General features: G+C 55.9%; 17 protein-coding genes. 13 read left to right on the forward strand and 4 right to left on the reverse strand.

Translation table 11 applies throughout. From position 1 onward, the window contains the following. The first annotated feature begins 54 nt into the window (after positions 1-54). Both EDC14_RS05505 and EDC14_RS05510 read left to right on the forward strand, forming a co-directional pair. Positions 55-777 (forward strand): radical SAM protein, encoded by a 723-nt coding sequence (locus EDC14_RS05505; protein WP_132013260.1) that lies wholly within the window; start codon positions 55-57, stop codon positions 775-777. 388 nt (positions 778-1,165) lie between these two features. Then, the gene (locus EDC14_RS05510) at positions 1,166-1,813 is read left to right on the forward strand and encodes a Crp/Fnr family transcriptional regulator (RefSeq protein ID WP_132013261.1); all 648 of its coding nucleotides are present in this window, start codon (positions 1,166-1,168) and stop codon (positions 1,811-1,813) included. A 100-nt stretch (positions 1,814-1,913) separates the two neighbouring features. On the opposite strand, the gene EDC14_RS05515 is transcribed toward EDC14_RS05510, so the two are convergent. Beyond that, complete coding sequence (locus EDC14_RS05515) at positions 1,914-2,579, reverse strand: Crp/Fnr family transcriptional regulator (protein ID WP_165907811.1); 666 nt, start codon at positions 2,577-2,579, stop codon at positions 1,914-1,916. A 110-nt stretch (positions 2,580-2,689) separates the two neighbouring features. Between EDC14_RS05515 and EDC14_RS05520 the strand changes: the two genes are divergently transcribed. The 11 genes from EDC14_RS05520 to asd all read left to right on the forward strand — a co-directional run bounded on the left by EDC14_RS05520 (position 2,690) and on the right by asd (position 11,364). Beyond that, the gene (locus tag EDC14_RS05520; protein WP_132013263.1) at positions 2,690-3,271 is read left to right on the forward strand and encodes a nicotinamide mononucleotide transporter family protein; all 582 of its coding nucleotides are present in this window, start codon (positions 2,690-2,692) and stop codon (positions 3,269-3,271) included. Positions 3,272-3,485: 214 nt separating this feature from the next. Beyond that, positions 3,486-4,679 carry an acyltransferase family protein gene (locus EDC14_RS05525; protein ID WP_132013264.1) on the forward strand — a complete coding sequence of 398 codons (1,194 nt, stop codon included), beginning with the start codon at positions 3,486-3,488 and terminating at the stop codon, positions 4,677-4,679. A gap of 66 nt (positions 4,680-4,745) precedes the next feature. Further along, complete coding sequence (trhA, locus tag EDC14_RS05530) at positions 4,746-5,396, forward strand: PAQR family membrane homeostasis protein TrhA (RefSeq protein ID WP_132013265.1); 651 nt, start codon at positions 4,746-4,748, stop codon at positions 5,394-5,396. Between the two features lie 142 nt (positions 5,397-5,538). Beyond that, positions 5,539-5,955, forward strand: coding sequence for a GNAT family N-acetyltransferase (locus tag EDC14_RS05535; protein WP_132013266.1), 417 nt, complete (start codon positions 5,539-5,541; stop codon positions 5,953-5,955). A gap of 14 nt (positions 5,956-5,969) precedes the next feature. Continuing rightward, positions 5,970-6,362, forward strand: a complete 393-nt coding sequence (locus tag EDC14_RS05540; RefSeq protein ID WP_165907812.1) for an ASCH domain-containing protein — start codon at positions 5,970-5,972, stop codon at positions 6,360-6,362. A gap of 89 nt (positions 6,363-6,451) precedes the next feature. Beyond that, positions 6,452-7,096 carry a gamma carbonic anhydrase family protein gene (locus EDC14_RS05545; protein ID WP_132013268.1) on the forward strand — a complete coding sequence of 215 codons (645 nt, stop codon included), beginning with the start codon at positions 6,452-6,454 and terminating at the stop codon, positions 7,094-7,096. A gap of 102 nt (positions 7,097-7,198) precedes the next feature. Next, on the forward strand, positions 7,199-7,606 hold the full coding sequence (locus EDC14_RS05550) for a VOC family protein (RefSeq protein WP_132013297.1): 408 nt from the start codon (positions 7,199-7,201) through the stop codon (positions 7,604-7,606). Between the two features lie 18 nt (positions 7,607-7,624). Continuing rightward, a complete protein-coding gene (locus EDC14_RS05555; RefSeq protein WP_132013269.1) occupies positions 7,625-8,092 on the forward strand; it encodes a GNAT family N-acetyltransferase in 468 nt (155 codons plus the stop codon). Between the two features lie 312 nt (positions 8,093-8,404). Beyond that, entirely contained in the window at positions 8,405-9,253 is an 849-nt protein-coding gene (gene dapF, locus EDC14_RS05560; protein WP_132013270.1) for a diaminopimelate epimerase, read from the forward strand. A 116-nt stretch (positions 9,254-9,369) separates the two neighbouring features. Further along, on the forward strand, positions 9,370-9,900 hold the full coding sequence (locus tag EDC14_RS05565; protein ID WP_165907813.1) for a 2'-5' RNA ligase family protein: 531 nt from the start codon (positions 9,370-9,372) through the stop codon (positions 9,898-9,900). Positions 9,901-10,278: 378 nt separating this feature from the next. After that, positions 10,279-11,364: an aspartate-semialdehyde dehydrogenase gene (gene asd / locus EDC14_RS05570; protein WP_132013272.1), complete on the forward strand. Its 1,086-nt coding sequence runs from the start codon at positions 10,279-10,281 to the stop codon at positions 11,362-11,364. A 198-nt stretch (positions 11,365-11,562) separates the two neighbouring features. On the opposite strand, the gene EDC14_RS05575 is transcribed toward asd, so the two are convergent. The 3 genes from EDC14_RS05575 to EDC14_RS05585 all read right to left on the reverse strand — a co-directional run bounded on the left by EDC14_RS05575 (position 11,563) and on the right by EDC14_RS05585 (position 15,312). Further along, complete coding sequence (locus EDC14_RS05575; RefSeq protein ID WP_132013273.1) at positions 11,563-12,597, reverse strand: Gfo/Idh/MocA family protein; 1,035 nt, start codon at positions 12,595-12,597, stop codon at positions 11,563-11,565. A gap of 138 nt (positions 12,598-12,735) precedes the next feature. Continuing rightward, complete coding sequence (locus EDC14_RS05580) at positions 12,736-14,367, reverse strand: sensor histidine kinase (RefSeq protein ID WP_132013274.1); 1,632 nt, start codon at positions 14,365-14,367, stop codon at positions 12,736-12,738. A 156-nt stretch (positions 14,368-14,523) separates the two neighbouring features. Further along, entirely contained in the window at positions 14,524-15,312 is a 789-nt protein-coding gene (locus tag EDC14_RS05585; RefSeq protein WP_132013275.1) for a response regulator transcription factor, read from the reverse strand. Positions 15,313-15,787: the final 475 nt, after the last annotated feature.

The raw sequence follows: 15,787 nt of genomic DNA on the forward strand, positions 1-15,787 counted from the left end.
TCATGGAACGCAGCGCGGCGTTTGCCCCGCTACGCTTAGGGAGGAGCGTTCTCTTTGGGAAAAATTCAATCCATTCAAAGTTTTTCCACGGTCGATGGTCCGGGATCCCGCGCGGTGGTTTTTTTTCAGGGATGCCCGATGGGCTGCGTATTCTGCCATAATCCGGATTCCTGGGCCGCTACGGGCGGTGAGGAGCTGGAAGTTGAGGTACTATTGCGCCGCCTGGAGCGCTTTCGGCCTTTTCTGCGTCAACCGGGGCTGACGCTCAGCGGCGGAGAACCGCTGTTTCAACCGCAATTCGCCTTGGAACTGATGGAGCGGGCGAAACGGGCCGGCTGGCACGTGGCCTTGGATACTTCCGGTTGGGGGCCGCCGGAGACTTTCATTCGAATCGCAACTGCGGCCGATCTGGTCATTTTCTCCATCAAGCACCCCTTGTCTCCGGAACGGCTGGCGCCGCATTGCAATTCCCGGGACATCTCCCAGAACTGGCGGGCTTTGGCGCGCTTGCCCATTCCGGTGTGGCTGCGCTATGTGTTGATCCCCGGCTGGAGCGACCAGTCCGAGGCCTTGGCAGCGCTGGCCGGCATGGCGCGACAGCTGCCGAATCTGGAGCGCCTGGAAGTGCTGCCCTTCAATAGCCTGGCGGAAGAGAAATGGCATCAAACCGGTCTGACCAGCCCACTCTTTCAAGGCACGCCGCTCCGGGTGACTGAGGAAGCGGTGCGGGCGGCGGAGCGATTGATCGGTTGGCAGCCGGACGGAAAATCAAAATGATTCTCTCTTTCAAATATCCTCTTGATGATCCCGGTTTTTGGCCGGGATTTTTTATGCCTCGGATTAGAAGCCATGTGATAAAGTCTCTTTCCAAACGATTCGACTGGCAAGAGGATTTCAAAACGACTTTATCACTTGCTTCTCTGAGCTTTTGTGTTCACCCTGACCTTCGGACAGGGTTTATCACAACGCTTTTAGAAGCCATGTGATAAAGTCTCTCGAAACGGAAATCAGCTCATAAAAAGATTTAAAACGACTTTATCACTTGCTTCAGGCAATCGCTGTGACCCTTCCGGCTTTTAGCCGGGTTTATCACAGCTCTTTTAGACTAAGGTCCTTTTCAAAAATTGATTTTGCCTTATAATGGTAGTAGGAGGTTGATAATGGGATGAATGCATTCCTTGATATCTCGGTCCTGCGGCAATTGATTAAGGACTGTCCGCCGGAGGTATACCGTCAATCGGAGATTAAGACGCTGAAGACCGGCGAGATTTTATTTTGCCAGGGCGAAACGTCGCAATACGTTTATATTATCTTGAAAGGCAACTTAAAGGCCTATCTCTGCAATCCTTTGGGAGCCAAGTATTTTCTGCTCATTCAGCATGCCGGTCAAATCGTGGGCGAGGTCGAAACATTGTTGGGCGGCATGCCCTACATCGGAACCTTGGAAGCGATTGAGGATTCGACGGTGCTCGCGGTGCCGCAGCCGATGTACGAGCGGTGGTTGAGTGAGGATCACCGGTTTAGCCTCTATGTTCATAAGCTGCTATGCAATAATTTTTACCTTCTGATCAAAAAAAGCGCCGAAGACGGGCTATATCCGTTGAAATACCGCCTGATGAACCTGCTTGGATACTTACATGGCGAGGACGGGCCGATCCAAAAGAAGCTGTTGGTGGAGACATTGGGAGCGACGGAGCAAAGCGTGGAACAGATCCTCGGCGAACTGACGGAGAAAGGGATTGCCGAATGCCGGGACGGCGTCATCAAGGTGTTGTCCATCGATCTGCTGAACAAAGAATTCTGGCTTTCCTGAATCCCAGGGTCCCGGTTGCGCCCGACGATTCTCTTGATGAGGATACTCTCGCGGTCTCGGGTTGGTCTCCAAAATCGCCACCGCCCGGATCAGGACCGGTTCAACCGATGTCTTGCAACCGCCGGAGATCCTTGATCCGGATGCCGCGGCGGTCGCGAGCGATGATTCCCAGCTCCTCGAATTCCGCCAACACCCTGCGCAACTGGCGGTCGGTGACCCCCAGCAGTTTAGCTAGCTCGTTATATTGCAGGGTCTGCAAAAGACCCTCGTCAGCGGCGCTCTCTTCCAAAAAGCGGGCGAGACGGATCCGTAGCGGGTATAGCAGATTCCGATTGTACTTGATCGAAGTCTCGCGTAATTTGTTGGCTAAGGTGAGGGAGATCAGCCGGTAAAAGCCGGCATGATGATGGAGTTCCCTGGCTGCCCACTCTTTGGGCAGGCTCAGCAGCTTGCAGGGGGTCTTGGCCGTCACATTGTTAAGGATATAGCGGTCCCCCAAAACAAACTCAATGTCCCCAAATACATCAAACGGCCTTCTCAAGCAGATGATCAATTCGTCGCCATCCTCCGACAGTACCGTAACCAGAGCGGTTCCTTCCACCAGGATCAGGATATCGGAATTTGCTTCTTCCGCCACCAAGATATACTCATTTTCCCCATACGCGCAGATAGAGAACTCTTTGACAAACCGTTCCCCAAAATACTGATCTAATTGATATTGGGCCAGAAAGCGGCGGGTTTCTTGGTAATCCTCATATTTTCTCATGATGGCACCGGAAATATGTCCTTTCGAAATGGCTACTTCTACTATACCATAACAACCATGAGTGAGAGATCTAGTTTTTACCATTTGATGCCGAAAGGAATGGAAATGCCATGGAGCAATGGGGAATATCGCTATACGACGCCATCAGCGTGGCCATCGGGACCGCCGGAGCAATCCTGCTGATTAAGAAAAGCATCTGGTGCTGGTGTTGTGGGATGGTCTGCAACATCATGTGGTTGTTTCTTTTTATGGAGCGGTCGCTATTGATTGCCGCGGGTTTGCAAGTTACTTATTTCCTGTTTTCGGGTTACGGGATTATCCGTTGGCGGTTGGAGCGAGCCCAAAAACCGATTCCGCCGTTACTAGAGCACACCGGTACGCTGATATCGCTGATCATTTTTAGCTTGGCCGTTCTGAAAACCAGGTTTACCGGACTGAATAGCTATTGCGAACTGCTGGCGGTGAGCCTGTTAATCGTCGCCAATTGGCTGACCGCGCGCCAACATCGTTATTGCTGGTATTTCTGGATCAGCGGCGATCTGGTTTTTGGCCTGTTCCTGTGGAATGCCCATATTTATGCGCTCTTCCTCATGCAAGTGGTGTACTTCGCGGCATCGGTATGGGGTTTGTTTGAGTGGCGAAAAGTTGATAAAAAAAATAGTCCGAAATCCATTACCTGTTCAATTCAATAGCGGTGAAATAGGAGGTAAGGATGAAATCGGGTCGGGAACGCCGATGCGAATGGGGTTTGATGTTAAAATGTAAAAATTATGGCAGGAGGTAAACAGTAATCGCAGAAATAATTTAGAAAATAGGTCAGGTCAATAGAAATAGAAAGATTCCGGACTCGTTTTCGGGAAAAGTCAAGCGAATGAATCACTTCGGTTGCAATGAAGGGAGGTAACCATGCAGATTCAAACCAGATCCGGCAGCGCAATATTCCCGGCTGCACTTACTAGCGACGGCGGCAGATTGTGGTTTATCGACAATATCCGCTGGCTCATGATCGTGTTGGTAGTGATGTTTCACCTTAGCCTGACCTACGGGCAGGTCGGTGACTGGTATTATACTGAAAATAGAGCGCTGGATCCTGCTTCCCAAATTATTTTTGTGGCGTTTATTACCTTTACCCAAGCCTATTTCATGGGCTTGCTTTTTTTGATCGCCGGATATTTCGCGCCCGGCTCCTATGATAAAAAAGGCATGGGAAGGTTTGTACTGGATAGGTCGGCTCGGTTGGGGATTCCAACGCTTGTGCATATGGGGTTGCTGCAACCGCTGATCACCGCGATAGCCTGGTTTTTCAACCCGAGAAACCCCATGCCTACCTTGACGGGGTATTGGCATTACATCAAATCATTTCAGTTCGTTACTTATTCCGGGCCCCTGTGGTTTGCGTTGGCTTTGTTGATATTTATACTCCTCTATGCCGGGATCAGGCGGCTTCTTTCGTTCATCCGGCCTTCATCCCCGCGGCCCCCGCGGTCTACAACGGTTACCCATCCGTGGGTGATCCTGTCCATTATTGTCCTGGCGGTAATCAGTTTTTTCGTAAGATTGGTTTATCCTTTCGGGACATCGGTATTCAACATGAAACTCTGTTTTTTCCCGCAATATATCTTCCTTTTCAGCGTGGGAATCGTCGCTTATCGTCGGAATTGGTTCCTGAACATCCCCTATTCATTCGGAATCGCTTGGTTTAAAATGGCTTGGTTAGTGGGGATTCCTTTTTGGATAATGTTGATTCTACTCGGCGGGGCATTGACGAATATGACTCCGTACTATGGAGGGCTTTATTGGCAAGCAGCGGCCTACGCCTTTTGGGAATCTTTTTTCTGTATTGGGATCTGTTTGGGATTATTGGTCTTATTTCGGGAGAAGTTCAACCGTCAGGGGAAAATCGCCGGTTTCTTGACCCGGAATGCTTTCGCGGTCTACGTATTTCATGCGCCGATTCTCGTGGGCCTGACTTTGTTAGCCCGTGAGATCCCGCTTCGGCCGTTGCTCAAGACATTCCTAATGACCCTGATCGTATTGCCGTCCTGTTTTGGATTGAGCGATTTGCTGCGGAGAATTCCGCTATGGCGGAAGGTTTTTTAGCCGAAATGGTGAATCAAATGATTTGTTTTAACATGGTAAAAAATTTATTTGATAGAGGCGGAAAAATTGGTTAAAACGTTGAAAGATCCGCTCAGCGGACTGATCCATTGCATCGGAACCATTTTATCGGTGGCGGGCTTGGTTCTGCTCGTCGAACGCGGGATGGCCCTGGACAGCGCCTGGCGCGTGGCCAGCTTTGCCATTTTCGGAGTCAGCCTGATCCTGTTGTATACGGCCAGTACCTTGTATCACTGGCTGCCCTTATCGGAGCGGGGAACCAAGCTCTTGCGTAAGTTCGACCATGTGATGATCTTCGTATTGATTGCCGGGACGTACACACCGCTTTGCCTGGTGGCCTTGCGCGGACCCTGGGGCTGGAGCCTGTTCGGATGCGTCTGGGGTTTGGCGTTATTGGGAATGGGTTTCAAGATCATCTGGTTCAACACCTACCGTTGGCTGAGCACCGCCATTTATATCGGAATGGGTTGGCTGGCCGTCGTGGCGGTTTGGCCGCTGGTCCAACGGGTGCCATTGGCCGGTTTGGGATGGATGCTGGCCGGAGGCGTCTTTTATACCGTGGGCGCAGTGATCTACGGCCTAAAGCGCCCGGATCCGTGGCCCAAGGTATTCGGGTTTCATGAGATATTTCACATTTTCGTGCTGCTGGGAAGCATCAGCCATTTTTGGCTGATCTACCATTATATCGCATTGCTGTAAAAGCCATGTGATAAAGTCTCCAATTCGGAAATCATCCTTTCAGTGGACTCAAAACGACTTTATCACTTGCTTTTCTGAGCTTTTGTGAATACCCCGACCTTTCGGACGGGGTTTATCACAACGCTTGTAAGGGGGATGAGCCATGGAATGGACGGACGGAACCTATCGGATCAGTACCGATAAATCGCTATTATCCATCGACCGCATCTGTGAATTCTTGGCGCAAAGCTATTGGGCCAACCAAAGGACCCGTGAAAAGATCGAGTTGTCCATCCAAAATTCAATTTGTTACGGCGTCTACCGCGACGGACAGCAGATCGGTTTCGCCCGGGCGGTTACCGATCTGGCCACCTTCTTTTGGATTGGCGATGTCTATATCGATGAGGCCTTTCGCGGTCAGGGATTGGGCAAAAAGTTGATCCAATGCATCGTGGAATCGGCCGAACTGCAGGGTTTGACCGGCGTGCTGGCGACCAATGACGCCCATGGACTCTACGAACAATACGGTTTTGTCAAAGACCCGGTACGTTACATGCGGCGGCAAGCGAGGCCGGTATGAATGGAGTTGTGCGCATGAAAAGAATGACGTTGTGGGGCAGGGATGAAAACGACGAAAGTCTGATCGAGCAGGTTATCCGGCAAGTAAAGACCGTAACCTGCACGCCCAAGATCTGGTACTATGACAATCCCGGGGAAGAACCGACCCAAGTGGGGGATCGAGTGCGGGTCTATAACCGCCAAGGGGTTCACCGCTGCACCATTGAGATTACGGAGAATTATGAGTTGCCCTTCGGAAGGGTCGATGAGCGGATCGCCCGGGGGGAGCATTGCGCCGACATTGCGGAGTTTCGCGCCGACCACGCGATGGTCTGGCAAGCGGACCTGGAGAAAGAGGGATACAGCCTGAGCGATGATCTCGTGATCGTGGTGGAACACTTCCGATTGATATCGGTCGAACCGAAGTAAGTTGCCAGCCATTTTGAATAATCCTTCCTAGCCCCAAACGAGGCTGGGAAAGTCAGCAACTTATATAGAATAGGAAGGAGCGCGTCCCAATGCGCATCGAACATCTTGGCGAGAAACCGCAGATCGATCCCAGCGCTTACATTGCGCCCACGGCCACCCTTTGCGGCGCTGTGAAGATCGGGGCCAACACCCGGATCATGTTCGGCGCCACAGTCATTGCCGAGGGCGGCACGATCGAGATCGGCGCGGACTGCGTCGTACTGGAAAACGCCGTGCTGCGCAGCACGGCAAGGCATTCCTTGCGGATCGGGGATCGGGTATTGATCGGCCCCAATGCCCATGTCGTCGGTTGCACGCTGGAGGATAACGTCTTCATCGCCACCGGGGCTGCGGTGTTTCATGGCGCGAGGCTGGGCGCGGGTTCGGAGGTCCGCATTCACGGAGTCGTCCATCTGCGCACCGAGTTGCCGGCCGATGCCACGGTGCCTATCGGCTGGGTGGCCGTGGGGGATCCTGCGGTGCTCCTGCCGCCGGGGGAGCACGACCGGATCTGGGCGGTCCAAGAACCGCTGAATTTCCCGAAATTCGTGTACGGAGTCGACCGCCGGCCGGACGGGGGGACGATCATGCCCGAGATTATGACGGGGATGGCCCGGGCGCTGGGAGCTCATCAAACTGACCGGGTGCTGGAAGAGGCCGAATCGGAACCGGCGGGCCGGGTTTCTGAGAATTAGTAAGCCGGGTCCGGCTAACTTCCGCTCCGCCGCCGCGCGGGAGGATGGGTGCGCAGCTTAAAAAAATGCGTCAAAAATGAAAACGGACCGAAAGGAAAGAAAATGCTGCTCCAAAAGTTGCACCATGTTTGCATCCAGACCGGCCGCTACCGGGAGTCGCTGGGTTTTTACCGCGATATGCTTGGCTTCACGGTGCTCAAAGAGACGCCGGATTTTCATGACCGGGAATACAATACTTGGCTGCAAAACGGCTCCTTCCTGATTGAGCTGCAGACCGTCAAGGCCGGCCGGGAACTCTCCGCCTGGAGCCCGCGGCAGAGCGGGCCGGTGCACTTATGTTTTCTAGTGGACGACGTCCGGGAAGCCCTGGCGGAACTTAAAAAGAAAGGGTACCGCGATTTTAAGACTAGAGACGGCGCCGAGCTGTACCGGGTGGAGGGCGGATACCTCTTCAAAGTGAAAGCGCCCGAGGGCACCGAGATAGAGATCCGAGACTATCCCGGCGTGTAGCTTTTCAAAGAGAAAGGAATGAGCATGGGCATGACGGAGATCACCATCATCGAGCTGCCGCCGGAGCGGCTGGACCTGCTGCAACCGCTGTGGGAAAGGTTGAAGGAGCACCATCTGGCGCGGGCTCCGTATCCTTGGGAGGATATGCGCGGAAAAAGCTGGGAGGACCGCAAACGCGAACTGGTCCGGCCGAATAAACAGCTGAAGATACTGGCGGTCCAGTCCGGCGCGGGCCTGGCCGGTTATTGCATCGCAACCATCACCGACCAGGCCTGGGGTGAGATCGATTCGCTGTATGTCGCGGCGGAGCTCCGGGGCCGGGCCGTGGGAAGACAGTTGATGGAGGCGGCGTTGGGCTGGCTCGACGCGGCGGGAATCAGCGCCGTCACCATCAGCGTGGCCTGCGGCAATGAAGCGGCCTTGCCGTTTTATGAGAAGTTCGGTTTCCGGCCGCGCAGTTATTCGTTGCAGCGGGTGAGCCGGTGAGAGAGCGGAGGACCGAGGCCGCCGGCCTTTAGCGCGTCGATCCCTTCGTCAAGGCCCGGAACGCCCGGCTTTTTTCATCCCCAAACCGGGCGGGAGAGAAGGCGGCGGGGACGAAACGATCCGCCGCCGGAAGGAGAATCCTCTGCGGGATGGAATCATTCATTTTGAAAGTAAAACGCGGGCCCGGACGGGTAGATCGTTAAAGCCCGGGCTTGCGGTTTAAACTAGAAGATAGCCCGCCGGCCGCACCGGTCCGCTCCGCTTGGGCGGGGGGGCGGTTCCGGGCACTATCGCAGCAGGAGGTCTTGGGAAATGCAATTCCATAAATACCATGGTCTGGGCAATGATTATATTGTCATCGACCGGAACCGCGAGCGCTTTAACCCGACCGCCAAGAATATCCGTCTGGTCTGCCACCGCAACTACGGCATCGGATCGGACGGCATTTTATACGGCCCCGAATTGTTGGCGGACGGCAGCTTCGGCTTGCGCATCTTCAATCCCGACGGCAGCGAGGCCGAGAAGAGCGGCAACGGCATCCGGATCTTCTCCCGCTATCTGGTGGAAGCGGGCTACGCCAAGCAGCGTTCCTTCACCTTGAGCACGCTTGGCGGCCGGGTGGCGGTGATGGTCCTGTCGGAGCGCGCCGACCTTTTTGAGGTGGATATGGGTACCGTGACTTTCCAGAGCGCGGCGATTCCGGTGAGCGGCCCGCCCCGGGAGATGGTGGACCAGCCGCTGGAGGTGGTCGGTACCACCTACCGGGCCACCTGTCTCTCCATCGGCAATCCGCACTGCGTGATTCCGCTACCGGAGGTCTCCCGGGAGCTGGCCCTGGCGATCGGCCCGGCGGTGGAGCAGCACCCGCTCTTCCCGCACAAGATCAACCTGCAGCTGTTGCAGGTGATCGACAGGAAGCGGATCCGGATCGAGATCTGGGAGCGGGGCGCCGGATATACCCTGGCCTCGGGCAGCAGCAGCTGCGCGGCGGCCTGCGCCGCCCACCGGCTGGGTCTGGTCGACTCGGAGCTGACGGTGGAGATGCCGGGCGGCAGCATCGGCATTGCCATCCAGCCGGACGGCCACGTCCTGATGACCGGGCCCGTGGCCGGGGTGGCCCGCGGGGAACTGGCGGACGACTTGGAAGCAGCTTTGGAATAGGGCCGTACGGACCGGGACGCCCGATACAGCATTTTGCGAAAGCGTTGACGGGTTTGGATCGAACAAAGCCGTTTACACTTTTTATCAAAATGCTATAACACGACAGGAGCATGAGGATGCCTTTTGCCATTGAGCTGTTTTTCGATTCTGAATTTGAACGGCTGGTGCGCGGCGTTTGGGAGCAGTACGCCCGGGCCGGGATCACCGCCTATCTCTATGAATCCGATGCCCGGCCCCATATTACCTTGGCGGTCTTCGACGATCTGCGGCTGGAGGAGTGCCAGAGCTATCTGGACCGGTTTGTGAAACAGACCCGGTTTTTCCCGCTGGAATTCTCCCACTTGGGAGTCTTCCATTCCGAAAAGAACGTGGTCTTCCTGGGGCCCACCGTGACTCCGGAGTTGCTGGCGATGCACCGCAATTTCCATGAATTGTTCACGCCCTTCATCGAGCATGAGTGGGAATCCTATCATGGCGGGCGCTGGGTGCCCCATTGCACGCTGGGAATGGACATCCCCAGGGCGAAGATTCCCGAGGCGGTGGCCCTGGCCATGGCCATCCCCTTGCCGTTGGAATGCCGGATCGCCGAGGTCGGACTGATCGAGTTCCGTCCGGTGCGGAATCTCTGCCGTTACAAGCTGGAATAAATTACGGCTCTGCCATGGGGAGGGCCCGTTGCCCCGGATCTCCGTTTGCTGACATCCATGCTTCGCCGCGACTCGAATGAGCCGGCGAAGCATTTTATTTTGCCGATCCTGCCGGAGCCCAGGGCGGTCCCTCGGCCGGCGCAAGGGATACCGCGAGGGGCGCGGCCTTTTTCGGAGTGCCGGAACCAGGCGGGCGCGGAAACTGCCGCGGACTGGATCTTGCGAATGAAGCGATTTTACGGTATTATTAACCCAATCGTAATCTCCGGACCATACCGTGGCCGTGGAAACTATGCTAAAGTATTGTCTTATAGAAAGTTTACGCTTATTTGTATCCGTAACGGGAAATGAAATGATTCATAACTGAGGTGAATGTGAATGGAACGGAAACTGCGAGTAGGCATCGTGGGGGGAACCGGCATGGTCGGGCAGCGGTTCGTGACCCTGCTGGCGGAGCACCCTTGGTTTGAAGTGGCCGCCATTGCGGCCAGCGAGCGTTCGGCGGGCAAAACCTATCTGGAAGCGGTCGCTGACCGCTGGAGCATGGCCGGACCGGTTCCCGAGGCGATCGGCAAGATCCGGGTGCAGAACGCCGCCGCGGTCGAAGCGGTCTGCGAAGGGGTGGATTTCGTCTTTTGCGCGGTGGACATGAGTAAGGACGAGACCCGGGCCCTGGAGGAACGGTACGCGCGGGCGGAGACGCCGGTGGTCTCCAATAATTCGGCCCATCGCTTTACCCCGGATGTGCCGATGCTGGTGCCGGAGATCAATCCCGAGCATTTGGCGATCATCCCGCTCCAGCGGGCCCGGCTCGGGGTCAAGCGCGGCTTCATCGCCGTCAAGCCCAACTGTTCGATCCAGAGCTACGTGCCGCCCCTCCATATGCTGCGGGAGTTCGGTCCCACCCGGGTCAATGTCTGTACCTATCAGGCGATCTCCGGCGCCGGCAAGACCTTTAAGGATTGGCCGGAGATGATCGACAATGTGATTCCTTTCATCAAGGGCGAGGAAGAGAAGAGCGAGCAGGAACCGCTCAAGATCTGGGGCCGGATCGAGGGGAACGCCATTGTGAATACGGCGGAACCGGTCATCTCCGCCCAATGCATCCGGGTTCCGGTGGCCGACGGCCATCTGGCCGCGGTATCGGTGGCCTTCGCCCGAAAACCGGGCCGGAGCGAGATTCTCGAACGCTGGGCGGCCTTCAAGGGCCGGCCGCAGGAATTGAAGCTGCCGAGCGCGCCGGAGCAGTTCATCAAGTACTTCGAGGAGGAGAACCGGCCCCAGACCAAGCTGGACCGGGACTTCGACAAGGGAATGGGGATCACCGTCGGCCGGTTGCGGGAAGATCCGCTCTTCGACTATAAGTTCGTGGCCCTTTCCCACAATACCCTGCGGGGCGCGGCCGGCGGCGGGGTGTTGACCGCCGAGTTGCTGGCGGCCGAAGGGTACATCGCCGCCAAGTAGGTTTGGTGAACACGGCGGCGTCATTCATGAGCATGAACGCTCCGGCCCCGGCTGACCGTTGATGGTCAGTTCCGGGGCCGGGAGTGAGTCAAAGGAGGCATTCTCCGGTCCGCGGCTTGGGCGAAAACGCCGAACCGGGGGCGGGAGGAGGGCCTCCTTGTTTTATTTCCGGAACTTTCATGCTGCGGCGCGGCAGCTTCAGCCGGCGGCCAGCGCCAGCTCCTCCCAGGGGATGGCGCGCTGCTCCCGAGACGAGCGGTAGATGGCCAGAACCATCTGGAGCGCGGTCAAGCCGTCCTCTCCGGCGATGGGGAACGACTGGCCCGTTTCGAGGCAATGGTAGAAATGGCCGATCAGCACGGCGTGGCTCATTCCCCAATAGGATTTCTCCCCGGTTGCGGTATTGATCTCCTCGACCCGCTCGATTTGGCCGTCGCGCGTCTCGATGGTCAGGCCGTCGGCCAGCTTCAGGGTGAGCCGCTCGCATTCGAGCTCGATCTCCACCGGATCGTTGACCGGATGGCAGTTGGTGGCGGAGAAAGTGGCGACTGCGCCATTCTGGAAGGTGATTGCCGCCTGCGCGGTATCCTCCACCTCGATGACGCCTTGTAATCCGGTGGTGGCGATCTCGCCCCGGATGTCCCGGATCGGCCCGCCGAACCATTGCAGCAGATCCAAGGTATGAATCGCCTGGTTGATCAGGACTCCGCCGCCCTCCATCGCCCAGGTGCCCCGCCAGTCGCCGCTCCGGTAATAGGCTTCATCGCGGTGCCAGCGGACGCTGCCCCGGGCGCGGATGAGCTTCCCGGCCGCCCCCGAGTCCAGCAGGGCTTTGATCCGGAGCGAAGTGGCGTTGTAGCGGTTTTGAAAGCAGATCCCCAATTGCCTGCCGGTTTCCCGGGCGGTCCGGATCATGGCCGCCGCGTCCGCCAGTTCGATGGCCATCGGCTTTTCCGTCAGGACATGCTTGCCGCGGCGCAGGGCGGCCAGGGCCATCTCCGCGTGCAAATAATGGGGAGTGCAGATGTGGACCACCTGGATCGTCTCATCTTGCAACATCTCCCGGTAATCGGCGTAGCTCCGGCAATCATACTGTTCTGCCGCGGCCGCCGCCCTCGTTTTATCGATATCGACCACGGCCGCCAAGCGGGCCGCGGGGAGCTGCCGGAGCGCTTCCGCATGCATCGGGAAGATAGCTCCGCAACCGATAATGGCTGAATTCAATGGAAGCATTTTGGTCACCGTCTCCGTTTTATTTTGACAATTTCCTTACGATAAGAACCGTTTTACACCGCAAGGACCCCCTTTTTGCGCTCGGCGTCCCGGGAGCGGCCAGCGGATGACGCTGGCTCAGGGCCGGGGGGATGCAAGCTATAGTAGCGGGATCACCAGATAGACAGCCAACCCTTGTTCCAGCCGTTCCAGGCGGATCCCGTAAAGTTCGCCGTAAGCATAGCGGTAGCGGTGGTGAATACTGGATAACCCCAGACCGTGCTCCAGCAGGTCCGCCTCGTAGGTTTCCTGCTCCAAACGCCGGTTGATCTCCGCAAAACGCTCCTCCGGGACGCGCACGCCGTTATCGAAAACGCAAATCTCAAGGCAATGCCCTTTCTTGCGGATCGCCAGCGTAATGGCGACGGGATCGAGCGTCTTGTCCACCCCATGGGTGAAACAGTTTTCCACGATCGGCTGGATGCTCAATTTGAACAATTTATACTGCAGTAAGGCGGGAGCGGCTTCCAATTCGAACGAAAAGCGCGAACCGAAGCGAACCTGCTGCAAGTTGATATATTCGCGGAGATAGTTCAATTCTTCCTGCAAGGTCACTAATTCTCCGGTCTTGCGGATGGTGTAGCGCAGGATATTGGCCAGGGATTTTAACATCTTGAGCAAGGGAAGATTCTCGGCCGAGGTGGCCAGTCCCACCATCCGGTCCAGTGTGTTAAATAAAAAATGCGGATTGATATGGGCCTGGAGGGCGCGGATCTCAGCGGAACGGGCCAGCTGCTCCAGGCGGTGCAGGCGTTTGGTATTGGAATAAATGGTGCTTAGGACGATGGTGGCGATGACTAACAGCAGCGCGGTGACCATCAGCGATCCGGTGGTGGTGCGGCTGACCGGATCGACGATCTCGGCGGTCGGATATTCAACGGTCAAAACCAGTCCCAGCGAGGGATCGCGGAGATAAAGACCGACTTTTTTCTGGTCGTCGTGCGCGTAGATCCCAAACCCCGAAATTTCATTGGGATGGGCCAGCATCTGGCGGATCAAGGGGTGATCGCTGGTTCGCGCGAATAATTTCAAATTCCCGCGCTGGTACCGGTAGGGACAGGCGATCAAGATCCCATCCATGGTATAGATGGAAACCGGGACATCGGCCCAACTGGAATTGGCATTGGTTTCGTCGCTCAGAATGCTGTTCAGATCGAGCTCCGCCCCGGCGGCGCGCATGATTTTGATGCCGCGCAGTTTGAAGCTGAATAAGGGGACCAGCGTCATGACATCCGCTTGAGCGACCCGCGGCCTTCCGATCAGGGATTGGCCGCGGCCGACCCATAATCCGTTCGCAGTCTGGGGAGTCTTGCCGACCAGATACTCCCGCCACCACGGCAGCAGCCGCACATATTCCGGCCGGGTCCGGGTTGAAGGGATCAGCCTGCCGTCGGGGTAAGCAACCCAGCTCCGGACGATGCTGGGTGCAAGATTATGAATGGTTTCCATCTCGTCTTGGAGCAACGGAAGATTGGCGGCGACCGCCGCCGGCGAATCGACCAGGGCGTTCAGCTTCTCGGTCGTCCGGATAAACACCTGGTCGAGTTGCTGGCGGTAAAAGCGGGCCTCCCATTGCAGGCGCCGCCGGATATTATGATTCAATTGTTCGGATACCTGAAGGTATACCCAAACGCTGTTGGCAATGGCGGTGACCATGATGAGGGCGCAGGCGGCGAGCCAGATTTTATAAAATAAGCCTTTGGTGTAAATAAAAAGCGGTCTTCTTTTCAAAGCTGCCTCGAAGTCGTTTTATTCGAAGTTTTCCATGGGATCTCGGATTCGCCGGGAAGACTTCCCCAGTACAATATAAGGATGACACAATCGGCGGACCGTGGCCGGGATTGCTTATAAAGGACAAATTGGCGGCAACCCGAGATGCTCCTCCGGCTATTGCTGCTTGCGGTGGAGCGAACGGAAACCTCCCGGAGTCAAGCCGGTCTCTCTCCGGAAAACCCGGGTAAAGTAAGAGATATCGGTATAACCGATCTGGTGGGCCACCTCCTGAATCTGAAAAGAAGTCTGGATCAGGAGTTCCTTCGCTTTGGCAATCCGGTATTGGGTCAGGTACTCCAGGAAGTTTTGCCCGCAATACTTGGTGAAACTATAACTTAAATAGGCGGGATTGACCGCGACCTGCTTCGCGATCTTGCTCAAGGAGAGCGGCTCGGCGAAATGTTCTTTGATAAAGGCCTTCGCCTGTCCGAGATAGGACGGGATATGGCAGTCGCCGTTCCCTTCCAACGATTGGTGATACAGTTCGGCCTGAATTTCATCGCGGAGTTTATCCTTTTTCATCTGCTCGTTGTCCAAAAGTTGCTTGGTCCGTTGCAGCAGGGCCTGAATGTCATCGGAAAAGACCGGTTTCAGAATGTATTCAAAGACGCCCAGGCGCATGGCTTGTTGGGCATAGGAAAAGTCCTCATAGCCGGTGACGATCGCCGCGAAGCCTTCCCAGCCGGTTTCGCGAATCTGTTGAAGCAGGGTCAAGCCATCGGTGACCGGCATCCGGATATCCGTAATCACCAGATCCGGACTGGTCATCTCCAGCGAAAAGAGGGCGTCTTCCGCCCCTTGCGCCTTGGCGGTCACGTGAAACTCCGGACCGACCCGGTTGATGTACAAAGCCAATTCATCCAGGGCGCTCGGCTCGTCGTCCACGATCATGACTTGATACAAGCAGAATTCCTCCCTCGTTATGCGATGATACTTTATTGTATCATGTTAATTTGAAGTTAACAATTGAATCTAAAGATCATCCAATATCTGCTAAAGAATGTCACGCACCGTTCATAAAATAAGTATTATGTAAAGATTTGCGATTCTCTCTCGGATTCAAAGTCGGCAGAATTGCTGGAAAAGAAAAGGGAGTTTCGAAGCGGATGTTCAAAAAACAGTGCGGAGCCCGGCTTCACTCCTGTTGTTGGTGCGGATGTGCATCTTCGACAACTCCATAAGCATGCGCAGTAACTGAGCGAGCATGCGCAGTAACTGAGTGAGCATGCGCAGTAACTGAGCGAGCATGCGCAGTAACTGAGTGAGCATGCGCAGTAACTGAGTGAGCATGCGCAGTAACTGAGTGAGCATGCGCAGTAACTGAGTGAGCATGCGCAGTAACTGAGTGAGCATGCGCAGTAACTGAGTGAGCATGCGC

The organism is Hydrogenispora ethanolica (genome assembly GCF_004340685.1).
Taxonomy (GTDB): domain Bacteria; phylum Bacillota; class UBA4882; order UBA8346; family UBA8346; genus Hydrogenispora; species Hydrogenispora ethanolica.